The sequence below is a fragment of the Phormidesmis priestleyi ULC007 genome (assembly GCF_003003695.1).
GTDB lineage: Bacteria > Cyanobacteriota > Cyanobacteriia > Leptolyngbyales > Leptolyngbyaceae > Phormidesmis_A > Phormidesmis_A priestleyi_A.
Window position 1 is genome coordinate 145,447 of the sequence record NZ_PVWG01000006.1, and the last position, 24,835, is coordinate 170,281.

The window sequence follows — 24,835 nt, forward strand, 5'->3', positions numbered from 1 at the left end:
AATGCTGTTACCGGGGATGAACAAGAGCATTAGTGGGCTGGGGAGAAGTAAGGCCATCGACAATCGCAAACGTTAGTAGACTTCCTGCATGAATTTGGACAGCGATCGCCAACCCTTCTTGAGAATAAGGGAGCCAGAACTCTCTTGTTCCCTCTCCTTCGGGCTACCGTTGTATACATAAGTCATTTCGCTTCGTTTTGAGCGGCTTCTGCCCCCTAAATCCCTCAAAAATGGGAGACTTTGAGACTGGAAGTCTGGGGTCAAAGTCCCCCAGAATGGGGAATTTAGGGGGCGACCCCCAGCCATCCGAACTGAAAGCAATTTGTGTATACACAGCAGTTCCTTGGGGAGAAGGGTTGGCGAGGGCAGAGTATTCATGCAGGAAGTCTAGCATTTGTGATGCAAATATCATTCCATTAGAATATCTGAGCAGCAGAAATAGAACCAGAGCAAACAGGGGCAGATAAGAGCAGTTAAAGAACTTTAGGATGAAGCCGCCCAAACGAATGCTAGGCTAGATTCACTTCACTTTATTGCTGGGGCTAGTACCATGACTAGTCAGTGGTATGACAAACTACAGAGAATTTGGCCAAGACCTAGATTTGCTGCGATCGGCTTAGGGTTGCTGGCGGTTTGTCTAATATTTGTTACTTCAAACTGGATGCTGTCGAACTTGACGCGATCGCATCCTCATAAAGTCACGCTCAGTTTTGTCGTGCCAAACAATGAGGCACAACCGTGGCAGTCTTTGATTGACGAATTTGAAACAGCCCATCCCAAAATTGCGATCGATTTGGTAAACCTTCGTGACCAAGATGCAATCAAGCCGCAAGATCCTAGAGCCGTCAAAAAGCAGTATATTGATTCATTCAATCAGGAAAACCCTCTCTACGACTTGGTTTTCATGGATATTATTTGGGTTCCCGAATTTGCGAAGAAACAATGGATTCGAGATTTACCAATGCAACCCACCGATCCAGAGTTGAAGAAATTTCTCAGCGATGATGTCAAGGGTGGAATATATCAAAACAAACTGTATCGAATGCCCGTCCGCTCTGATATTGGCTGGCTCTATTACCGTACTGATCTACTCAAAGATGCAGGATTGAAGCCACCAGAGACGTTTGAGGAGTTGATCGACAGTTCTCAGAAACTTCAAGCCAAAGAACTGCGTTGGGGATATCTTTGGCAAGGACGACAATCGGAAGCCCTCTCAGCAATGTTTGTTGAAGTTCTCCACGGGTATGGCGGGTTCTGGATTAATGAAAAGCTGGACGTGGGGCTAGATCGAACTGAAGCGATCGCAGCCGTTCAATTTTTGCATGACACTATGTTCGATCAAAACCCCATTTCTCCTAAAACACTGACAACCTATCGGGAAGATGAAACGCTCAAGCTATTCCTAGAAGGTAAAGCCGCTTTCTTGCGAAACTGGTCAAATGTTCTGCCGCGAGCTAATCTAACAGATTCTAATATCCGCAACAAAATTGGTGTGAAACCGATGGTTCATACGTCAGGTTATACGAGTGGCGGCTGTCAGGGAGGATGGGGATTAGGAATTGCTCAAAGAACGCAGCATCCAGAAGAAGCTTGGCAAGCGGTTCAATTCTTTACCAGTGCAGCAGCGCAGCGCAAACTCTTTCTTGCTGCCAGCGATGGATTACCCACCAGGCGAGAACTATTCAAGGACTCACAACTCGTCAAACGGTACAGTCACTATCCAGCAATCCTAGACTTCTTTGAAAATCAAAAGCCGCACCCGATCGTTTTACGTCCTGCTATCTCCCAATACGCCCAAGCAACCTGCATCTTACAAAAATATCTCCATACCGCTCTGACTCAAGAGAATCCAGAGATTGAAAGAAAAATGCAAGATGCTGCTAGAGATACTAGGATTTTGCTCAAAACGATCGAGGGTACACCGAATGAAAAGGGTTGTATCTTTGACGATCGTGGGTAATCAGAGTTCAAAGTTCCCCAGAATTGGGGGATTTAGGGGGCTGAGGCCTTGAAGAACGAAGCGAAAAACCTCGTCGAACTGACGTTAATCAAGGGCAAATCTCTCGATCGTTCTCATGACCCATGTAGCGCTTCCACTCCTTCTGTGTGAGGTTGTCTGTAATGTGTTCACAAGCTTTACGATGTAAATCTTCTAATCGCCAGAACCATACTGCTGTTGCGTCTGAGCTGACCGTTGCAATCTTCTGATCGTCTGGGAGCTTAAAGGTGACAGCATTGACTGGCTTTGCATGATCCAAGCGTACAACTTCTTGACCACTAGATCTCTCCCATACTCTTGCTGTTTTATCATCACTCGCCGTTGCAACAAACTGATCATTAGAACTAAAAGCGATCGCATTGACTCTACCATCGTGGCTCAATGCAACAGGCACCGCATTCTGACAATGCTTGAGATCCCAAACCCGTCCTCGACTATCTAAGCTGCCCGTTGCTAGATATTGTTCATTGTGGCTGAATGCGATCGCAATCACACCCCCTTCATGTTGCAGCGTCGCACACTGTTGCCCGTCTTTCTGAAACACTTTTGCTTTATTGTCATCACTTGCCGTTGCAATCAAGTTACCCTGCAAACTAAAGGTGACTGCATTGATTTTACTTTCATGAGTCCAGTTAGCTAAACGTTGCTGGGTTGCCACATCCCACAACGTCGCTGTGTTATCAGCCCCCGCTATCACCAGCCGCAAACCATCATGGCTCAACGCGATCGCCTCCACAGAACTCTCTGATGAAAACTTCTGAACGGGATCACGAGTTCTCTTGATCAAGGTTTTGGGATTAGAGGTAAACTGATCATCATCAGGAACTCTCCAAACCCGTACTGTATTATCATCGCTAGCAGTGGCGAAGAACTTATTATTCTGGCTAAAAGTAATGAACTGATTCACACTCTTGTCCTGGCTGATCTCTACGACAGCAGAGTCACCCCTGTTTGTTTTCCACAACTGTATCGTTGTTTTCTCTTGGCGAGGATCAGAACTCGATATCGCGCTGAGTTGTCTATCTGGGCTGAAAACCGCTGCTTTCGCAGAATCATTGTGTGCTAGGCTCACCGTTGCATTATCCCTGATTTTCCACAAGTGGGCTTTATTGTCCAAACTTGCAGTTGCAATCAACTTCTCGTTTTCTAGACTCGGATTAAATGCGACAGCACTCACAAAGTCCTGATGAGGAATGTAAGCAATCGGCTTACCACTCGCAATGTCCCAAACTCTCACCATCTTGTCCATACTTGCAGTAACCATCAATTTGCTGTCATAGCTCATTGATACAGCCGTGACCGCTTGCTCATGCTGTAATGTTATCGGTGGACGATCGCTTCCCACCTCCCATATCGCGGCTGTCTTGTCTAAGCTAGCAGTTGCCACATACTTTCCATCCGGGCTGAATGCAACATCGAGAATTGCGCCTTTATGCTTCAGCAACTGCCCAACCCGTTCTCCACTAGCGGTCTTCCAAACCTGAGCAGTCCCGTCAGCACTTGCTGTAACGATTAACTTCCCATCGGGGCTGAAGGTTAGAGCATTGACGCTATTGCCCTTATGAGACGAGATTAGCTTGCCGCTCGTTACTTCCCAAACCTGAGATGTAATCCGCGTCTCACCAAGCTGGTTCAGATTAACAGTATCAACAGTCGCAGTCGCAATAAACTTGCTATCAGAACTGAATGCGATCGCATTGACATAAGCCGAAAGTTTTAAGCGTCTAATCAATTTCCAGCTTTTAGTCTCCCGGATTTGAACAGTATTATCACTTGCTATTGCAATAAATTTCGCTTCGTCATCAGAAGTAAAGGCAATAGCATTCACTTTACCAGTATTATTTAGACGCTCAACCTTGCCGCTGAATACATTCCATACATTGATCATCCCGTTTAAGCTAGTAGATATTAAGTGTTTTCCTGTGCGGCTAAAGGCAACTGTTTCCACGTCATCAAGATGTTCCACAGTTTTAAGCAAACGGGGTAGAGCATCTAATCGACGATACAAAACTTGCGCTGCGTCTGGAGAGAAGCGTCCCTGATCCTTGAATTGTTGCATTGCCTCTAGCGCCAGCAGTACACTGATTCGCGGATTGCTAGATACTTGAGCCTGCGTCACAAGCGTTTGTCGTTTTATCTCCTGTAATCTACTCCCGACAAACACCAGACTGAGTACCAGAATAATCAGCAGAGCGAAGTAAATAAACCGTCGAGTTAATTGCCGAGTTAACCGCTTGAGCTTTCGTCGATTTAGTTTGTTAGCGCTGGCGGTCAAAAATCGTTGATCCTCATTGCTGAGATGTTTGTCTTTTGCCCATTCCATGGCTTCTTGAAATGCTGGCTCATCTAAAAGCCAACCCCCATCCTGACAACCAGAAGCGAACCAATTGGCTAACGCATCGCCATAGAGACGACGCTTCTTGACTAGCTCCTCAGCCACCCAAGTTTGGTTAAAAACCTCACGATAAATCCGGTTATGAATTCTTAATTGATGATGTCGTTCCACCACTAATCCAGACAGGCACAGTTTCATTTGTTCGGGGCTGTGATCGGCAGTAACGTCTTGCTGACGTAAGATTTGCTGATACAGTCCTAGCAGAAAACAGGCTTGCTGATCATTGACTAGAATACGATCGCGGATATGACTAAGATGACCTTTTTCATCCTGGAATTCCCAGTTTTGAATGATGCGCGATCGCACGAGTTTCTCAACCCACTCCGCTTCATCGCCAACTGGAATCAAGGCTTTACTGGTCTGGATCAGCGCACAGAGCCGTTGAGTCAGAAAGGGTTGCCCATTAGTCCACGCTAAGACCTGTTTCAAGACAGCTTCAGAATCGCCAATGCCAATTAACCCCTTCGCTAATGGTTTGGCTTCTTCAAACTGAAACCCTGCCAGTTGAATGGCTTGACCAATATTAAAGGGAGTGAATTCTTTATCTTGAATCAAATCTGAGGGAGTCGCGACCCCGAACAAAGCGAAGGTGAGGCGATTGTAGTCTGGGTGATCGGCACGGCGGTTGTAGCAAGCTCGAATCAAGGCGAAAAAATCATCCACTCGAAACTGCAAACTCAGGACACTATCAATTTCATCAATAAATAAGACAATATTTCCCGGAACAGTTGCCAACAATACTTCTTCAATAAAATTGCTCAATCGTTTGACCGGAGAAAGCGCCTTTCGTTCAGTCCACCAGGTTAAACTGACTCCCAAATCAAACTGGGTTACGAGTTCATCGAAGGTATCGGCATACCACTGCTCTGGTTGACTTCGGGTATCGCGAACTGAAAAATCGAGTACACCACAAGACGTTCCGATCGCTTCTAATCGGCGTTCCATCTGCACCCGTAAGCTAGATTTTCCGGTTTGTCGAGAGTTCAACACATAGCAAAACTCTCTAGCCGTGAGTGCCTCATAGAGATCGTGGTCTGCTTGGCGCGTGACATAGCTGTTTGCGTCGGAAAATAGTGTTCCACCAACAATATAGTGATAGGTAGAGTGATAGGTCATCCCTTTGTTAAAGCGAGTGGTTGTATTGGGTCAATTTTGTAGACGATCGCGAAAATAGCGGCGGTATAACTCACAGGATGGTATCACACCCCTTTCCTCCACTTCGACTAATCCCATACTGTATAGCTGAAACACATAAGCAGGTTCAATACTGATTGGAGTCGTCGAATTCACAATACTCTCGAATGCAGCCGCTAAATTTGAATTCTGGTGAAGTGTGTTCAAAAGCTCACCTAAATAGTTATGGTAAGGATCAATTGCTGTGGCTGCATTGTGCAAAAATTGCTCTAGTGTCATCTCTGGATGCATCGTCAGGTGATCAAGCGCCTCATGGATCAGATAAGGATTTCCGCCAATCAAAGCCATCATTTGCTCAACCTGATCCGCTTGCCAATGCAGCTTATACTGCTGAACTAATTCTGTCACCTCATTTAGATAAAACTTCCGCAAGGAAAAGACATTGCCAACATTCGCCAGCGGAGAGTAATTAATATTAAGCGCGCCGTAAATATCTGTGGAGTGGATAATCACGAGTCGCAGATTGCGCCAAGCGCTGCCGCGAACTCTCCTAGCTCTGTCATACCAACTTCTGAGCAAGGTACAAAAGTCATCGGCAATATCGTGCTGTTCAAAAACCAGATCAACATCATCCAAAACAAGCACTAAAGGGGTGTTGATACTTGCCCACAGACAGGTTTCAAAATAATTTGTGCAGTTGCTATTGTTCCCTAGCCCGTGTTGCCATTTCTCCTCCACTTGGTTGGGCAACTCTAAACTATTGCCCACACTAATACAGAACCACTTTAAGAATGTTTGTAAGTCCGTGAAAACAGCCCGATCGGCATCCCGAAAGCTCAACGTTGCCGATCGATATTGATTCTCTTGTACCTGATTCAACAGGTGTTCGACAAACCAAGTTTTGCCCATCCGGTGGGGTGCTTTGACCCGAATCAGAGCGCCTGATTGCGAAAAAATTGTGTCATAACATTGAGATTCAAGGGGCGGGCGTTCTACATAAAAGTCTGAAGGTCGCGGATCGCAGCTAGGTTCAATAATATCAGCGAGTTCCAACCCCAGAAATTGAGCGATCGCATCGGCAGAATACTTTCTCACCTTGACACCCCTTAGTAATCGCTTCAAGGTGTCAATGCCTACACCTGCCTGAACTGCCAAATCCTCCCGCGTGTAGGGCGTTTCATCATGTCTATCTCTCCGTTGCTGCCGCTCCCGTAAAATTCTGTTGTCCACGCGATCTCTGACAAGCCGCTTGCCCTGTGTAGTCACCTTAACACTATCGGTTTCGCGTTGCTTACACATCACCTAGTCACCGCTTGTAGCTACTCTCATAGTTTAAGAGTCAGGAGCATTTCGACAAGAGCAGATGACGAAACTTAACTGCACCTTGACTGCACGGATCTGCCTCTACTTGCCCAAATCTGCCTCTGCCTAAACTTCTCGCTCTCACCTATGATGTCGATCGTCTATCAAGGAGCTATCAACGGGAGTGATGACATGTTTGAATCGGGACAGGTTCTGCAAACGCGGTATCAACTCCAGCATCGGCTAGGACGATCTCCCCAAGGGCGACAAACTTGGTTAGCCACAGATTCAGCCACAAACCCCCCAGAAGCTGTCATCCTCAAGCTTTTGGTATTCACTGAAATGCAATGGCATGATTTGAGGTTGTTTGAACGAGAGGCTCAAGTTCTAAAGAATCTAGATCATCCTCGAATTCCGCGATATCGAGGCTACTTTTTAGTGGAGCAACAGCCCCATTCACAACTGTGTTGGTGGGGATTAGTCCAAGACTATATTCCAGGTCGATCGCTACAGGACTTGCTAGAACAAGGAACCCGATGGAGTGAACAAGAGGTTCGCCGGATTGCTGAAGACGGGTTGCAAATTCTCAACTATTTACATAGCTTAAGTCCTCCGGTTCTCCACCGGGACATTAAACCGAGTAATTTGATTTTGGATGATGCTCAACAGGTCTGGCTGGTTGATTTTGGGGCTGTACAAGATCAAGTTGCCGTTACAGGTGTATCGTTCACTGTTGTCGGAACAGTTGGCTACGCGCCGCTAGAACAGTTTTGGGGAAGACCTGTTGCTTCTTCCGATCTTTATGCGTTGGGAGCAACGTTAATTCACTTACTGACTGGAGTCGCTCCTGCTGATTTGCCATACCGTGATTTAAGAATTCATTTTAGCGATCGCACCAGTACAAATTCTAGCTTTGTCAGTTGGATTGAGAAACTAACTGAACCTGCCTTAGAAAAGCGATTTAGCAGTGTCAATGAAGCCCGCGAAGCACTGGAACACGGGATAGATTCTGAAATCACACCTGTCAGCGATAGAGTTCAGACAGTTTGTTCTACCCAATCGAAAAAGATTCAATGCATCAGACCGCACATTGTGGTGAAGCAGACTTCTCCACAAATGCTGAAAATAAAAGTTCGTGAACCTTCGCCTAGCATCAATAATCGTGATCCTTTGTTTGTGTTCTATTCCGTTTGGGGTTTCACGACTTGTCTGTTGCTGCCATTTATTGGAGGAGCCTTCGCATTCATCTTTGCGTTCATCCTGGCTTATCTTGTCTCGATCCGCATGATTCTATCGGAAGCCAGAAAAATAGATCCCGAAAATGCAAGTTCGATTCGGTTTGATGCGGCAAGCGATCGTTTTGAGGTGACAACGCGATCGCGTTTCTCTGCAAGGCGAGAATCAGGGATAATCTCAGCGATTCGTTATCTTTCGATTACTTCGTCTCAAGTGTGTATCAACCAATATGCCTCATACACAGTTTGGGCAGTCACGATTCGAGCCAACCGAAACTACACAGTGAATTGGGGACTAACTGAAGAAGAGTGTATTTGGCTAGTGAACGAAATTCAGACTTGGCTTGACGCTAAAAAATAGTAGACCTCCGGCGTGAATCAAAATTTGTCCTCCTCACGAAGTGGGGCGAAGCCCTCGCCCAAGTTTAGGAGAGGGATTTAAGGTGAGGGAAGATTCGTGCAAGAGGTTTAGTGTTAATCAGAGCAGTTAAGGGCAGATACCTCAACCTCAACTGCTCTGTACTGCTCCTGTTCAAAGCCTCAATACCTATATATTCTTTCAATAGAGCGCAAGATGGCACTAGGTTTAGAACACATCACCCTTGCTGACGGCTCTACAGGTGAGCCAGCCTACGATCGTATTCCCAACCTTTCACTGTTTAGATAAATTGTAAACTTTTGCAGTAATCTGCACTTTGAGATCTGAGGAGATAACAGAGGTTAATCAAATTACTTTCTAGAAAAATAAGAAACGGTTTGGAGGCGCTGCATAACTGAATCGCGATCGACGTGTAGTAAGTTGGGGCTGATAAAAGAACAGCTTCTCCAGGCAATCGTCCAGTTTTCATAGGTTACGAACGACCATTCCTCGTCTTTTCATTCTGTTAGGAGTCGGGTTCACACTATGTCAGACATCAATGCCTTAATTGACGAAAATTTAGAGCGGATGCAAGTGCTTTCTCAAGAAGCAGATACCGCTTTAACCGAAGTGAATCAACTAGAACAGCTTGCAACTGACTTAGTTGCAAACCTCGCTGAGAAAGAACAAGCGGTGTTCTCAGGGTTTGAAACGATCGGCAGTCAACTAGCAGAGTTGGATCAGAAGTTGGAAACGGAACTACAAACTACGAAAGAAGATCTTGGTGAGCTACGACAAAAGGCAGAAGGAATTGAGGATCAACTTGAACAATTTGCCAATCAGATTCAAACTCAGTTGGGCGACTTGAAAACCCGTGCTGAAGAAATGCTGACAGAGGTCGAGTCGAAAGCGGGGGAAATTCAACAAGATTTGGATCAGTTAACTCAGCAGGCGCAGGGATTTGAAGCGGATGTGGATGGCTTGGAAGATGAGGCAGTTCAAGGTGTTGAGGAATTGGGGAACACCGTTGAAACCGCTAAAGGCGAATTTGAGAGTCGCAGAACTAACTTAATGGAAGGATTCAACTCGCTCTCGCAAGAAGTGGGCGAAAAGCTGCAAACCTTACAGCAGGATTTTGACCATTTAGTGCAGGAGAGTAGCACTCAACTAAGTCAGATAGATACAGCGCTAACCACGTCTGCCAATGAAGCGATGACTGCAATTCAAGAGAAGTTTAACGAGATTGGCGGTGAAATTACGACTTCTGCCCAGAAGTTAGCGACGGCTCTTGCCAACACGGGTGAGGCGGGAACTGATGACTGTGAGCGCATGAATGACAAGTTTGGTGAGGCGATCGATCGCTCTGGTGATGCAGTTTCTGTGATTCAGGAAATCGTGCCAGTGCTGGAAGACGTTGAAGAAGAACTCGGTTAACTATTCAGCTTAAACGGAGATGAACTATGTCAGAAGTTGTAGAGCTTAATCAAAATGTTGAGGAGACTACTGAGAGTTTGGAGCGATTGTCGGGTGTGCTTGAGCAAGTCAGCACACAGTTAAAGGATGCATGTTCGGAGGTGGAATCGGAAAGCGATGCTCTGAGTCAGGGGAATGAAATCGAAGCTCATCTAGATGCGCTAGAGCAGAGTTTGCAGCAGGCAGAAGACACGCTAGAAGGGGCGGAGTCGGAAGTCATTCAGGAGTTGGGTGAGTGGCAACAGGCGGTGACGGAAGCTACAAATGGATTGGAGGAAGGTGGGGGGGCGATCGCCGAACTTCAGGACGGGTTTCAAGAAGTGGCAAATGCCATCCCAGAATTTGAGGCAGAAGCCGCCGAAGTTGAGCAAGCACTGGCTCAGACAGCAGATGCGATTAGTCAACTAGAGGAGTCGCTGACCCAATCGATCGAGGAGACACGGCAGGCGTTTCAAACCCTAGATCAAGGGCTTTCAGAGTTTCAGCAGCAAGTTGAGCCACTATCCGAACTGGACAGCGATTTGGACGAATTGATCACTGACATTACTGAGACTCATCGGGAGGAAATTGAAACAGGTTTCAGTGAACTCAGTGAAGATCTGCGTCAAGAGCAAACCAGCGAAATTCAAACGACGGCTGATAGTTGCGAAACCAGCCTGAGAGAACAGTTTGAAACGTTTAGTAAGGAAGCCGAAGATTTAGCCGATCAGTACGAACAGGATGTTTCAGAGGTGATTTCTGACTTGGCGGATGAGTGCGAGAACGAGTATAAAACCAGGATTGAAGAAGCTGTGAATGATGTTGTAGACAGTGCAACTGATGAACTGATCAGCGAAGTGAACGAAGCTAATACTTCATTTGAGGATGGCTTGTCTGTCGCAAATGAGATCAAACCGATCGTTCATGACATCGTTACGGCTGGAAATGTTTTGGTGGCTGCTGATGAAATGGTTAAAGAGATGGTTGGTTAAGCGATCGTTGTGGATTGAGTAGCGATCGTGCCAGTTCAATGTTGTCTATTTCAGTAAACCATCATGAGTGCAGCAGATTTAATAGCTCGTATTGATGCAGCGAGGGGCGATCGACAGAGGGCAAGTGACCTGTTGGCAGAAGCCCGTGGGATGTCTGAACCCCAACCAGAACCTCCACAAGAAGGATTGCCTGACACACTCATTGATATTGTTCAAGGTGACTTTGATTGGGGTGATGGTCGCGATGTCGGAGGACTTTTTGGGGAAGTTCTCGGTGGTGCATTAGGTGGATCACTGGGTACTAGAGGAGGTGTCGCTCTCGGCGGACTCATTGGACCAGTTGCAGCGGTTGCTGGAGGAATTATTTTAGGAGGTGTTGGACACATAGTTGGAAGTGAAGGTGGAAGAGCACTTGGAGGTGAGCTTGGAGAAGAGATTGAAGATTTACTTGAAGGCAGAGGGTTTGGGACTGGAGATGAAAATTCTGAGGGCGCAATACCAGCACCACGAACTGGAGATCCAGTACCAGTACCAGTAATAGGTGATCGAGTGCCGGGGCTACCGACATCACATTATGGAGAATCTCGCGATCAAACGCCTACGAACCCCAGCAACACCAAAGCTAGAGAATACGATGCAAAAGTTAATGGCAATGACACAGGTTTGGTTGTTTACCTAGACAATCCTAACTCCGGAAGATCTGACAAAGACAATCCTAACTTTGGAATGGGGGATACAGAGTTTGATTGGGTAGAGTATGGACCAAATGGTAAAATAACGCTTCTAGACGCTAAGTATGCAGGTGACAGTGGCTACTACGCAAACTACCCGCAAGGAAGTGTAGCGCAAGCACAAAAGCAAATTTTAGCAATGGCGAACAGTGGTATTGACCATGAAAAGATACGAATAGAGTGGCGTGTGTCTACTAAAGAAGCACAGCAGGCACTACAGGCTAAGTTTAAGGAAAAAAGTATAGATGATAAGCTCATTACCGTTGAGTATTACCCTGAGGAAGAGTAGGTGGAAAAAATGGTTGATTACGTTGTCAGAATCCTTTCCTTTTGCCCTCAGAAGGTGGATATAGTCCATTCAGTACTAGCTTGCCCTGAGGTAGACAGATTGATTTTTCCAGCAGTACTTTACACCGGAAATGATAGTACTATCCCGATAAACTCTGCCGATCAATTTAATATTGCATCTGTATCTAAAGAACTTGTCAGGATGCCGGATGCACAAAAAGTAGAGCAGCTTGATGATGATCAAACCCTTGTTATTGCTGAATTGCGTGGAGAAAATAATATTGAGTTTTCTAGCACTATTAACTTAGTACAATCCCCTACACCCAATGTTATTAACTTAAGGTTTTCAAGCGAACATTTACAGTCTGAGGCTCTTACGCTTTCAAATCTCAAGAAATTGTTTTCTGAGCTTATCTCAGTTTTTCAAGCTGATCATGCCTCTATCTACGATCGTAAATCCATTCATCGATCAAAACATCCTAAGTATCTCAGGACAGCTAACTTTAGATCTTACCCAATTGAGATGGAGTGGCTCACTTACTTTGGACCACAAATGATTGAGCTTCTAGGGCACGAACGATTTACAAACTTACACACCTGCGTAGAAAAATATGATTTGCACGGAGGAACTATGGTGATTCTTCAGGAAGATCCATTTGATGAGGATAATCCTCAGCATCAGGAACGTCGAATCCAGGCAGAACGCGAGCTTCACTTGAGCTAGTAGGGTGGCAGTGCCCACTTTATTGAAAATCTTCCGTGTCAGAAGGCGAGCTATCAAGTTTAGAACACGACGGTTTCATTTCAGAACAAGAATCTTTCCGTCCAGAAGTCAAAGTAAGGTAGTCAAATATGAGTGATACAACCAGTTCGTTAGAACAACTAGCCACAGATGTGCCAGAGAAAATGAATCTCTTGGTTCAGGAACTATCGGCAGTTCAGGAAGAAGTAGATGGACTAGAAACCCATCTGGATGATATGAACGACAAAGTAGCAGATTTGCTGAGTCAGGTTGAAACGGCGTTAGATGGTTTGCATACAGAACTGTCGAATCAGCGATCGCAACTCACCGAAGAAGTGTCATCGTTAGACGGTGAATTTGAATCTTTGAAGAGTGAAGTTTCAACCGCACAGGATGAGTTAGCGACAGAGCTTCAAGAAGCGCAAGGAAAGCTGACAGAACTCAAAGGTAATCTAGAAGAGGGGCAAAATTCGATTGGAACAGCGGGGCAAAATGCTGTAACGATGCTGAGTCAGGCACACGGCAAAGTGCAATCTAGCCAAGAACAGTTAGATGGTGTAGTGGATGCGATCGCCCAAGAAATCCAGGAAGTTCAACAGGGTATCGAAACCGCAAAGACTACGCTCACCAGTCAAGTTAATCAGCTTACCGATGAACTCGATCAGGCACAGAAAGAAGTAGACAGTAAAGTTCAGGAAGTAGTAGATGCTTTCACCGACATTGAAGAACTGAATACTCAACTGACTGATATTCAGGACAAAGCGGTGAGGACACAACTCGACGGATTGTTAGACACCGCTAAACAGGACGTTGAAACCTTGCAATCAACTGTTGAAAGCGCGATCGACCCCGTTGTAGAAGCCATTCGCGGCTTAAGTGATGATCTATCGGATGTTGAGGGAGAAATCTCCTCAAAGCGCGAGGAGTTAGATGCTCAGTTTGACGAACTCAAAGAACTCATTGAACCGCTGAAAAAGGGTGTCGATGATGCTCGTGAATTGGCAGACAAACTTGCGCTTCCGTGGGCATAGAGTTTGAGTTAGAGGCGAAAACCCTATTAGTGATTAGGAGATAAGTCGATGGCAGATTTTCAAAGTGCGGCAGCGGAAACAACCGGGAAGTTGTCTGTTTTACTCGATGAAGTAGATCAAACTCACACTCAGTTGCAAACCACAAAAACAGAACTAACAAACTTCAAACAGCAGCTTGAAGAAGCTTGGACTAAATTTAGCGATCAGGCACAGTCACTTCTAGAACAAGTCACCACCAGCAAGAGTGAACTAACGGCTGAGGCAGATTCTGTCGAACAAACGATCGCCCAACTCAAGCAAAAGATTGATACCGTGCAGCAGGAGTTAGTGCAGGAGTTGGAAGATACGAAAGGAGCGATCGCTGCCGTTGATGACAAATTAAATGAACTAACTCCTGAGTTAGAAGGAGACTTGCAAGAAGCTGAGAGCGCACTCAACCATTTAGACGAGAAAGACATTGGCACCGAGCTAGAACAGGCAGTGACACAAACCCTGCAAGAGCTTCAAACAGTTAATGGCGACCTGCAAGGATTTCAAGCTGAACTCAATCAACAGACCGAATCTTTTGAAGGGTTCATTTCAGATCAAGCTGTTCCGGCAATTACCAGCAGTGCTACTGGTTTAACCGATCATTTAGATAGCATCGTTGATCAGTTTAACGATCAAATTCAAGCAGTAGGAGATGGCGTTGAACAGTCAATTCAAGGATTGATGGAGCAGGTAGGACAGGGACAGGAAACTCTGTTCGATCAGCTTGAAGACAATGCCCAACAGCTAGAAGAACTCATGGGTAAGCTAAACACTGCCGTTGAGACTGCCAGTTCCAGCGTGGTTGATGCAGGTCGCACAGTAGTAGACGGTACAGAATTAACCAATGACGGTTGTAAAACAGCGATTCAGTTGCTATCAGACGCTAAGGAATCGCTGGAAAAACTTTAGCGTTTGTCGATCGCAAAAATGACTTCACCTCGATCGCTAAAGGGTTGCCATCATGAACAACACAATTTTTCGCCACCTTCACTCGCCTATTGTAGACGCTCAAGCGCTACTTCGGATTTTGCCCTTCTCCTGCCTTCTGTGGGGACTGAGTGCAACAAGTTTCACTCTATCCGCAGTTAGTCAAGAACAGTCAGAAAACAAACCCATTGAGATCACGGCTCCTGACTACCTTCGGACTTCAGACCTACTCAGGAAACTAAGGCAGGAGTTTGGCGATCGCACCGACTCAAACCCTTCAGAGCAGGCAGAATTTAGTACTTATCGTTTAGGCCCCGGAGACGCTATTTCTGCTAACGTTTCACCCCGTGGGAAAGACTACAACTTTAATGCAACATTAGATTGGGCTGGTAATATTTCAGTGCCCTTAATCGGAGTCCTGTCTCTAAAAGATCTGACCCTGGAACAAGCTCAGGAAAAGATTCGGACTAGTTTAGCTGAGTATTTGGTGAATCCTCAAGTTGGATTAGTTTTAGCAAGTACTAGACCCGTCAAAGTCATGGTCACGGGTGAAGTTGTGAAGCCTGGATTTTATCCTTTACAAGATCCTCGACTTCCGGCTGCCTTAATTGAAGCAGGTGGCACGACTCGCCTTGCTGATTTGAGGACAGTGCAGGTGCGACGACGATCGGGGAACAAGTCATCACAAGAGCAGCAAATTGACCTCTACACGCCACTGCTCAAAGGCAGCGAATTACCCGATTTGCGGTTAGTCGATGGCGATGTAGTTGCAATCTCCGCCTTAGCTCCTGAGAAAGCAAACGAGTACGATCGCAACTTAATTGCGGGTGTCAATGTGGCACAAAAAGAAATTACCATTCGGGTTTTAGATTATTCCAGCGGTGTGAATCGAGTCCGTTTGCCCAACGGCAGCGATTTTGTGGATGCACTAACCTCGATTAAGCCAAACCTCAAAGATACCAACTTGAAAAAGGTAAGTTTGGTTCGATTTGATCAAGCGCAAGGGAGAGCGATCGAAATCAAAATCAACGCTAGAGATGCTTTGAAGGGCGATTCCTCCCAGAATCCAATATTGGAAAATAATGACGTGATTGTGATCAATCGCAACCTGATTTCCAAAATCAATTATTTTCTCAATCAAGTAACGCAACCCTTCAAAGATACTTTAGGATTTCTGCTGTTCTTTGACACCGCAAGCAATGGTGTTAACAAAGTGTTTGGCTCTGAAAAAGAAGACCGTTGAAATCAGGGATAAATCTATGAAAGTTCATCTGTTTCTGAAGCGCTACCTCGCCGCATTGAATCAGTATAAGTGGGCAGGACTTACTTCCTTTGCTTGCATTTCAGCGATTGCTGGAGTTGCGACGACGCGGCTGCCTGAAACCACTCATCTCGCTCAGGGAAAATTACTCTATAAGCCTATTGTTGAAGCAGCTCCAGCAACCGGAACTCAAGCAGTCGCGCAGAATTCTGTGCCTGGTATTGAGTCATTAATCTCCGATCAGCTACTGCAACAAACTTCTGACACGTTGGAGGCAAAACATCAGTCGATCGTGCCCAACGAGCTTCGGAATCGCATCAAGTTAGAGAAAGATCCCAAGCAAGAAAATCGGATTTTGATTCAGTCTCAAGATAGCAACGCAGAGCAGGCAAAACTCGTTGTTGAATCGTTTGTCAACACAGTGAGCAATCAAAGCCTTGCACACAAACGCAAGGAGGTTGAAGCCTCTCTTAAACTACTAGAAAAACGCAAGGCATTGTTGAGAAATAATCTTCGAGTTGCTGAAGAGAAGTTGAGAGAGTTTGGCAGACGGGAGAAGCCCGCGATTCAAGCAGCCGTAGACGGTAGTTTGGTCTCTGCAATCACGACGATTCAACAGCAACAGCGCCAATTTCGTCAACAGCTTGAAGGAACAAATGCCGAAATTGCCAGTCTCCAAAATCAACTCGGAATGACTCCACAGCAAGCCTATGTTGCATCGGCGCTGAGTGCTGATCCGACGATCGCCAACCTCACCACAAAAATTGCTGACATCAAATCACAAGTTGAAGTACAGCGTCGCGAACTACAGCCCAAACACCCAGACATCATCGCCTTACAGTATCAACAGCAAGTCAATGAAACTCAACTTCAGCGGAGAGTTGCAGAGATTGCAGGTGCCAACAGGGGGAGTTCTCCAGTTCAAATGGTTGCTCTTCGCAGAGTTAGTAACCTGGACAAGGCACGACAAGATTTGGCCAATAAGCTGGTGAATTTGCAAACTCAGCGCGATCGTTTAGCTCAAGAGTTAGGCATTCTCAGTCGATCTGAACCTGAGCTACGGCAAAATTATCAGGACGGGACAGAACTGAAACTAGAGCAGGAAAAACTGACAAAAGAAGTCGCTCGCTATCGAGAAACCTTTGATCAGACAGAAAAGCAATTGGCGGCGGCTGAACTAAAGAAGGCAGAAACCAGAAGCGATTGGGCGAGTGAGGGCACACCGCAGGTTAAAGAGATATCCAATGGGTTGTTGAATCGTCCTGTCATTCTGCTGGCAGGAGGCGTGTTAGGAGTCCTGATTGCTGGCACTACAGTACTACTACTAGATATACTGGGAGGCAGACTTTTGATTCCTGAAGAAGTTCAAGCAATTCTGCAACAACGGGTGCCATTTTTAGGAGTTTTACCGCATCTTTCCAAGCAAGCCGAGCAAAAATTTCCAGTTTTAATCAAGACAGACTCGCCTGATCTAGACGCTTACGAGTTGCTTCGGAGTAGTCTACATCGTCATAGCCAAAATCAGCCACTCAAAATGGTTGTGCTGTCTAGCACTCGCAAAGGTGAAGGCAAAACGATCGCTGCCTACAACCTGGCGATCGCGTCAGCCAGAGCGGGAAAGAAAACTCTGTTGATTGAAGCAGATTTGCGAACATCTTCGCAGGTGCAGATGTTAGGAGTTCCTACCTATCAGAGTGAGGAATTAGGTTCTCTACCCGAAGGTATGCAGATTGAAAGCGTTCAGCCAGTGCCCCACATTAAGAACTTATTTGTTTTACCCAGTTCAGGCTGTGTAGAACAGGTGACAGAGGTCTTAGACTCTAGCCAGATGCAGGAGTTGTTAAAGCTGGCGCGAGATGAATTTGAGTTTGTAGTGATCGACGCAACCGCTCTCCGTTTTAGTGATGCGCTGTTGATTGAACCCCTCACCGATGGGCTAGTTTTGATGACTCGACCCAGTTACACCGATCGCCGTAGCTTCAAGGTTGTGATTGAAAAATTAACAGAATTTAGCGACATCAAACTGCTTGGCGTGGTCATGAACAATGTCGCAAACTCAAATAAACATGCCCACTTGCTATCGCTGTAGATTGCGAAAAACTTGATTCTGAGGTGACTGTGGAAATGCAGAACAAAATCATTCATCACTACAGAATTATCAAACCGCTGGGAGCCGGAGCCTTTGGACAAACCTACCTGGCTCAAAACTTGAAACTGCCAGGTGAGCCTGTGTGTGTGGTTAAACAACTAAAGCCGCAAAGCACTGATCCCGAATCGGTTAAGGCAGCAAAGATGCTGTTCGATCGCGAGGCGAAAACCCTACATAAAATTGGAAGTCATGAGCGAATTCCTCAAATCTTGGACTACTTTAAGGAAGATCAAGAATTCTACTTGGTTCAAGAGTATATTGAAGGAAAAACGTTAAGAGAAGAGTTAGACAGTCAGCAGTCTTGGGATGAAAGCCAAGCAATTCTATTTCTGCAAGAAATTCTGCGGATTATAGCGTTTATTCATTCTCAAAAAATCATTCATCGCGATATTAAACCCGAAAATATTGTCCGTAGAGCTTCAGATCAAACGCTGTTTTTAATTGATTTTGGAGCCGTTAAACAATCTTGCTGTGATCGTCAACAGCCATCATCCACAATCATTCACAGCCGTGGATACAGTCCCCCAGAACAACTCGCTGGAATTCCAGAGCCAAGCAGCGACATCTATGCATTAGGAATGACTTGCATTGAGGCATTAACTAAAGCCACGTCCAAATCTTTCATACAGCTTAGAAAGACTAAAACTCAAAAAATTAACTGGTCTGAAAGCTTAAGAATTTGTCCTGAGTTCAAATCTATTCTGGATAAGATGGTCTGTATTAACTCTCAAGATCGGTATCCGACTGCTAATTGTGTGTTGCGAGATCTAGAACACATTGCCACTAGCTCCCCCAACAACTACACGCCAACAGAGATTACTACGTCTCACAATTTACACACTTACACGCCTACAGAGTTGAGAGCGGACAGTTTTACAGATTCCTCTTTAGGTTCAGGAGATTTTGAACAACCGTCGGAAGCGAGTCCCATTCTCAAAACTTCAGCGCCTCCACTGAAGAAGAAACTGAACTCCAGAGAGTTATCACTAGAATTGATTGAGTGCCTTAAAGATAAACAGAGAGCGCCACAGCCTAAAAAAGTAGTGGATACGACTCGCCAGTGGCTAAGAAAGAAATTTCTGATTATATCTGGCTCTTTAATTTTTACGGTTGTCGGGCTGCCGCTTGTTCTGATTCTTAATCACATTCATAAATCTGCCCATCTCTCCAACACAACCAGCAGTGAAACTGTCAATAGTCAAGAAACGTCAGCTATTTTCGAGGAAAAGAGTAACTTTAAAGAACACTCATCAGCAATAAAATTCTTAGCATTCGCACCCGATCGCAAGACCCTAATTTCTGGCAGTGAAGCAGGTTTAGTCAAACTGCGAGACATACAGAATTCGTCAACCACGACTCTCACTCAAACTCAAAGTCAGATTTTGGCAATGTCTAGTAGTGCTAATGGAAACACTTTAGCGATTGCCACCGAAGGTAAGTTGATTGAACTTTGGGACTTGAAACATCATAAAAAGATGAACCAAATTCCAACTCAACAGCTTGTTTGGTCACTTGCACTGAGCCAATATAGTGATTTAGCGGCTGGGGTAGTGGGCAAGATTAAGCTGTGGAAGATTCAGCCAAAGCTATCGGAAACGAAGCAACTTCCAGATGAGCGTTCTCAGTCAATCACATTTAATCCTGCTGCTGACGTTCTTGCTAGAGGAAGCGCTGATGGCACTGTCAAAATTTCTCATCTCGCATCTAACAAATCACAAAGCTTCCATAAACACTCAAACGCCGTCAATGCTGTTGCAATTGATGTCAACGGTGCACTTCTATTCACGGGTAGCGAAGACGATACAATTCGCATCTGGAATCTATATGCGCTGAGTGAACATATATTGCCTACCATACAGGCAGATTTGGGTGGGGTGAAGGCGATCGCAAGTAGTCCCGCTGCAAAAATAGTGGCTGGAGGCGGCGCTTACGGCACAGTTAAAATTTGGAACTGGCAGACAGGTAAAGCGATCGCCAGATCCTCAAATCATTTAACAGAAGTTACTGCACTGGCGTTTAGTCCAGAGGGTCAAGTGCTGGCCGTTGGTGACAGAGAAGGCAACATTGTGATTTATACCTTAAAGTAAATGCTGATTTTTTGAATTAAGGATTTGACGTATGGTAACCAAGAACAGCCAGCTATTAACTCATATCCACGAACTAAAACAGCTAATTGCCGACGATCTTGATAAAGATCAGTTCTTTCAACAGATTAGTCAAGATTTAGATCAAATTGTCCATGATTTAGGTTCAGAAAAGCTAGTTGTCCATCTTTTGAGTGGCGATCGAGACTTAGCAAACTCGTTTTATCATCTCCTAAACCCTAACCAAGATCTAGAGCAGAAGTATCAGTTTCGGTTTCAGGAATTGCCAAATCGATCGTTACAAGAACAGAAGTCTGTGCATCCAGCCTTTTTGGTGCTGCAACCACTAGAAGACGAGGTTAGACAGACTCGTTACACGCTTTCATTAAAAGAAGCGGTGATTGGACGTAAACCTGAGTGTGATATCTACATTCCCGATCACTACACTTGTGTGAGTGGGCGGCATCTGGAGGTGCATGGTTACTCAACAAACGATCAAGTTTCTCCCGATCAGTGGCAAGTCCAAAATTGTGCTGAGTGTAAGAACGGCACCTATATTAATGGTGAACCGCTTGTTGGTAGTCGCATTCTAAAATCTGGCGATCGTCTAGTCTTAGGGGACAAACTTCTAAGCTCCAAGAGTCCCCAACTTATATTTGCGTGTCCGTCTATCTCAAATAAAGTTTCGACAGAGGCTGACCATAACCCCTATAGAAGATTAGTAAACTGCGATGTTCTATTTCTCGTTGCAGATTCTAAACGTGAAAGTTTAGAAGCAGAAAAATTGTTAGATTTAGCCAGTGCTAATACTAGACTTGAGGTGTTTTCGATCACTTTGGTGCATGGCTCGATCGAGGTTTTTCAGATTACTCAACAAGAGGATTCTCCTATAAGTTTGGCGGATCTAAATCAGCAGTTGACTTTCATCAGTGAAAAGCAAGGCAGTTTTAAGCTTCAACGCATCTTATTTCAAATCAACTTAATCATTACTGAAGTTAATCAGATTCTTCTCAAAAAAAAAGAAAAACTCAAACAAGAGATTGAGGAAATTGAAGCTCAACAATCACCCGGAAATAGAAAAAGTATTGAAGCCGTATCCTTACTGTTAAAAGCAATTAATGAGCAAAAGATGGACTTGTTAAAAGCGATCAATTCTTCAGTCAGCCAAGCAAAACAAGATTTACTAGATGATTCATTATCAGACAGTATTCTACAGAAAATTCAGGAACTTGTGGATGACCTAGAAGCGCAAGTATTTAAGCAAGAAGGTAAGAAATATTTAGAACTAAAAGCTAAAGGGTTTGAGTCAAACGTGAATGACTTCATTGTCCAATTTTGTGAAAATGAACTGTTCAAATGGGCTGATGAAGAATGGAGAAAGATTCGTAAGGAATATGGTAACGGCGGTTTGGAAAGCTTAGTCAGAAGCTCAAATAGACTGCTGAAAACAGCCTGTGCAAACAGCAACAAAAACTGCACTGCGAAAATTAGGCCCAGACTTGAGGTTGAAGGAGTTTTTCAAGCTTCTCTAAGAAGAATACCTGTCAGAATTGAATATCAGGCAGAGCCAGCTTGGATTTATTTTATCAAGAAAATTAGAGGTTCTGTTTTTCAAGTCATGGGTATTCTATTTCTCTTCAGCTTTCTCGGTTTCAGCAGAACCATTATTATCAGAATCATCAACAAACAGATCTCTAGCTCTTTCTTTTTGTCTATTTTTGTCTTTGGTTTTATTGCTTGGTTGACATATAAATTATACAAAGATTATCAAAAAAATAGAGACTTTGACATCCATAAGTCAGCAGAGAAAATTAGACAAGACTTAAAGAATTACTATTACAAGGTAGTCAAAAATCGCTTTGTTGAGAGGATAACTCAAAGATTAGAATCCCAGTTAAAAGAAGAAATTGACGTGTTTGATCAGAGCCTTAAATCTTCCTTGGATATCACGAACAAAAACTCTTCCGAAACAAAAGACAGTCAGGTAGATACTAAAAGCTATCTAAGAGACTGCCAGGATCAAACTAGGAGATTAGAGAGAAAACTGAGAGATTTTCAAAAAATCAAAGACAAATTCCAAAGGCTTCAGTCGAGCAGCTAATTTTCAACTAAGCTCTGGCATAATCCCTATTGCTATTGCTGTCGATCGTCCCCGGTGTCAAAGCGTTAATTCTCAAAGCAACCGTGCAAAATCAGGATGTTGGCTTTATGCGATCGGGATAGTCGAAGGAATCATCAGTTGAATAAGCCCTAATGCAATCAATTAGCCAAACGTTGCACTCCTGAAGCTGCAAGCCCTGAAAGCTCGTGAAACCGTTCAAAAACTATCCAGACTACTGATTTGACGAGGAATGGAATTATCAGACGGCTGATAGGAACGTCGCTACGCTACTCTAGAAATGGGTCTTGGTGGGCTGTTTGAATATGTTAAATCGCTGGAAAATTAGTACTAAAATTGCTACGGGCTTTGCACTGGGGTTAGCGATCTTTACCACGATCGGCATCATTTCTTATCGAGGGACAGAGCAAGTCATTTCAACCGCTCGTCAAGAAAAGCAAACCTATCAGGTGTTAAGTCAGGTAGAAGACATTCTTTCGTTGGTTAAAGATGCAGAAACGGGGCAACGAGGCTATTTGCTGACTAGCGACAATCGCTATCTCAGGCCCTACAATCAAGCGCGAACTGCGCTTAGAGCAAGACTTGATGAATTCAAGCGTTTAGTCCAAGATAATCCAGGTCAACAGAGTTATGTTCAGACCCTAGATTCTCTCGTCGGCCAAAAGCTAGCCGAGCTTGACAACACCATTCGTCTTAAACAAGCCAACAAATCTGATGCCGCACTAAAAGTGGTTCAAGATGGTGAGGGCAAGCGGTTGATGGATCAGATTCGCGACACTGTATCGCGGATGAAAGCTGGAGAGCGCGATTTATTGCGGACCCGATCGCAGATCGCCGAAAACTCTGCCCGCCGCACCCTCAATAGCGTTCTCTATGGAATGCCATTAGGGATTTTGCTCCTGGCTTTAATTGGCGTGATTCTAAATCGTCAGATTACCCGTCCGCTTAACCGAGTTTCAGCAGTGGCGCAAAAGGTCGCCGATGGAGATCTGACCCAATCACTCGAATGCACCAGAAATAACACCGAAATCGAAAAACTGATGACGGCGTTTCAAAATATGACCAAAAGTTTGAGTGCTTTAATCACCCAAGCCCAAAAATCTGGCATTCAGATCAGCACGTCTACCACTCAGATCGCGGCGGCAGGGAGACAGCTTGAAGCCACAGTCAATGAGCAAGTTGCCTCAATGCACGAAGTGAATGCTACGTCTCGACAAATTGCATCAACGGCAGGCGAGTTGGCAAAATCAATGGATGGCGTAGCGGCAACGGCTCACACCACGACCGAAGCGGCCTCTAATAGCCAAACCAATCTGAATAAAATGCAATCAGCAATGCAAAACTTAGTGCTGGCGACAAACGCGATTTCAGCAAAGCTAACTGTGGTGGATGAGAAAGCGAATAATATTAATACAGTCGTGACCACGATTACAAAAGTTGCCGATCAAGCGAATTTGTTGTCTTTGAATGCGGCGATCGAAGCCGAAAAAGCCGGAGAATATGGAGCCGGGTTTGCAGTCGTGGCCCGAGAAATTCGTCGCCTTGCCGATCAGTCAGCCGTTGCCACCCTCGAAATTGAACAAATGGTCAAAGAAATGCAATCATCGGTGTCTACGGGCGTGATGGAGGTCGATAAATTTAGCAAAGAAGTCGGACAATATGTGAATGATGTCGGCGATATTAGTCAGCAAATTGCTGGATTTATTCAAAACGTGCAAGGATTAACGCCTCAGTTTGGAGCTGTCAGCCAACGCATGGATGAACAATATCGAGGGGCAGAGCAGATTAGTTTGGCGATCGGACAACTCAGCGATGCCTCTTATCAAACGGTGCAATCAATCCAGGAAACCAACAACGCCCTGACTCAATTAGATGACGCTGCCCAGGGCTTGCAGCGAGAAATCTCTCAATTCAAGGTGTGACAGATCATGCTCATGAACGACTGCTGGAATCAAATCGGCGTTTGGGGCGATCGCTCATGCAGTCAGCTAGAAACGGTGACTCACTGCCGCAACTGTCCCGTTTATTCGACGGCAGGGCGCAGTTTGTTAGAGCGAGATATTCCGCTTGATTATCTCAACGAGTGGATGGCCGCGATCGCCACACCCGCAAACGAAGTGATCAATCCTTCGGACGATCGCCCTGTCTTAAAAGGGTCAGCAGATCCGCTGTCTGTGATTCTGTTTCGTCTCGGAGACGAACAGTTTGCCCTACCCGTGAGCGTACTCCACGAAGTCACCCATCCTGGTGCAATTCACCGATTGCCTCATCGCAGCAACGACGTGTTTTTGGGGCTGATTAACATTCGGGGCGAGATTTTGATGACAATATCGTTGAGTCAGTTTCTCGGCTTAAAATCGGTGACAGATTCTTCGTCTCTCAATCGACTGTTAGTAGTGGGGCACGACGATCGCAAGTGGGTGTTTCCAGTCGATGAAGTGCATCGCATTCATCGCGTCCAGGCAAGTGAGTTAAAAGAAGTGCCTGTTGTTGTGTCTCAAGCAAGTCAGGCATACACCCAAGGGATTATTGACTGGCAGACCAAAAAGGTGAATTATCTGGATGCTGACCTGTTGTTTTACACACTTGAGCGCAGCCTATTGTGA

Annotated in this window: 16 protein-coding genes; 14 read left to right on the forward strand and 2 right to left on the reverse strand. The window is 45.1% G+C overall.

Annotated features, from left to right (window positions below):
- Positions 1-550 precede the first annotated feature (550 nt).
- Entirely contained in the window at positions 551-1,960 is a 1,410-nt protein-coding gene (locus C7B65_RS08045; protein WP_073070298.1) for an extracellular solute-binding protein, read from the forward strand.
- Between the two features lie 88 nt (positions 1,961-2,048).
- Here the strand turns inward: C7B65_RS08045 and C7B65_RS08050 are convergent, their stop codons facing one another.
- Together C7B65_RS08050 and C7B65_RS08055 are read right to left on the reverse strand one after the other, a co-directional pair.
- Positions 2,049-5,510 (reverse strand): WD40 domain-containing protein, encoded by a 3,462-nt coding sequence (locus C7B65_RS08050; RefSeq protein WP_073070299.1) that lies wholly within the window; start codon positions 5,508-5,510, stop codon positions 2,049-2,051.
- A 30-nt stretch (positions 5,511-5,540) separates the two neighbouring features.
- Positions 5,541-6,827, reverse strand: coding sequence for an AAA-like domain-containing protein (locus tag C7B65_RS08055; RefSeq protein ID WP_073070300.1), 1,287 nt, complete (start codon positions 6,825-6,827; stop codon positions 5,541-5,543).
- A gap of 150 nt (positions 6,828-6,977) precedes the next feature.
- Between C7B65_RS08055 and C7B65_RS08060 the strand changes: the two genes are divergently transcribed.
- The 13 genes from C7B65_RS08060 to C7B65_RS08125 all read left to right on the forward strand — a co-directional run bounded on the left by C7B65_RS08060 (position 6,978) and on the right by C7B65_RS08125 (position 24,835).
- Complete coding sequence (locus tag C7B65_RS08060; RefSeq protein WP_223257320.1) at positions 6,978-8,426, forward strand: serine/threonine protein kinase; 1,449 nt, start codon at positions 6,978-6,980, stop codon at positions 8,424-8,426.
- Between the two features lie 543 nt (positions 8,427-8,969).
- Positions 8,970-9,857, forward strand: a complete 888-nt coding sequence (locus C7B65_RS08070) for a hypothetical protein (RefSeq protein WP_073070302.1) — start codon at positions 8,970-8,972, stop codon at positions 9,855-9,857.
- A 26-nt stretch (positions 9,858-9,883) separates the two neighbouring features.
- Complete coding sequence (locus C7B65_RS08075; RefSeq protein ID WP_073070303.1) at positions 9,884-10,867, forward strand: hypothetical protein; 984 nt, start codon at positions 9,884-9,886, stop codon at positions 10,865-10,867.
- A 63-nt stretch (positions 10,868-10,930) separates the two neighbouring features.
- Complete coding sequence (locus tag C7B65_RS08080) at positions 10,931-11,887, forward strand: hypothetical protein (RefSeq protein ID WP_073070304.1); 957 nt, start codon at positions 10,931-10,933, stop codon at positions 11,885-11,887.
- 9 nt (positions 11,888-11,896) lie between these two features.
- A complete protein-coding gene (locus tag C7B65_RS08085) occupies positions 11,897-12,610 on the forward strand; it encodes a hypothetical protein (RefSeq protein ID WP_143162024.1) in 714 nt (237 codons plus the stop codon).
- 128 nt (positions 12,611-12,738) lie between these two features.
- Positions 12,739-13,659, forward strand: coding sequence for a coiled-coil domain-containing protein (locus tag C7B65_RS08090; RefSeq protein ID WP_073070306.1), 921 nt, complete (start codon positions 12,739-12,741; stop codon positions 13,657-13,659).
- Positions 13,660-13,707: 48 nt separating this feature from the next.
- Positions 13,708-14,598 carry a hypothetical protein gene (locus C7B65_RS08095; protein ID WP_073070307.1) on the forward strand — a complete coding sequence of 297 codons (891 nt, stop codon included), beginning with the start codon at positions 13,708-13,710 and terminating at the stop codon, positions 14,596-14,598.
- Between the two features lie 52 nt (positions 14,599-14,650).
- Positions 14,651-15,859: a polysaccharide biosynthesis/export family protein gene (locus C7B65_RS08100; protein ID WP_073070308.1), complete on the forward strand. Its 1,209-nt coding sequence runs from the start codon at positions 14,651-14,653 to the stop codon at positions 15,857-15,859.
- Positions 15,860-15,875: 16 nt separating this feature from the next.
- Positions 15,876-17,966 carry a GumC family protein gene (locus C7B65_RS08105; protein ID WP_073070309.1) on the forward strand — a complete coding sequence of 697 codons (2,091 nt, stop codon included), beginning with the start codon at positions 15,876-15,878 and terminating at the stop codon, positions 17,964-17,966.
- A 35-nt stretch (positions 17,967-18,001) separates the two neighbouring features.
- Complete coding sequence (locus tag C7B65_RS08110; protein ID WP_073070310.1) at positions 18,002-20,113, forward strand: serine/threonine-protein kinase; 2,112 nt, start codon at positions 18,002-18,004, stop codon at positions 20,111-20,113.
- 31 nt (positions 20,114-20,144) lie between these two features.
- Positions 20,145-22,211: an FHA domain-containing protein gene (locus tag C7B65_RS08115; protein ID WP_073070311.1), complete on the forward strand. Its 2,067-nt coding sequence runs from the start codon at positions 20,145-20,147 to the stop codon at positions 22,209-22,211.
- Between the two features lie 323 nt (positions 22,212-22,534).
- Complete coding sequence (locus tag C7B65_RS08120) at positions 22,535-24,151, forward strand: methyl-accepting chemotaxis protein (protein ID WP_073070312.1); 1,617 nt, start codon at positions 22,535-22,537, stop codon at positions 24,149-24,151.
- 12 nt (positions 24,152-24,163) lie between these two features.
- A complete protein-coding gene (locus C7B65_RS08125) occupies positions 24,164-24,835 on the forward strand; it encodes a chemotaxis protein CheW (RefSeq protein ID WP_219898436.1) in 672 nt (223 codons plus the stop codon).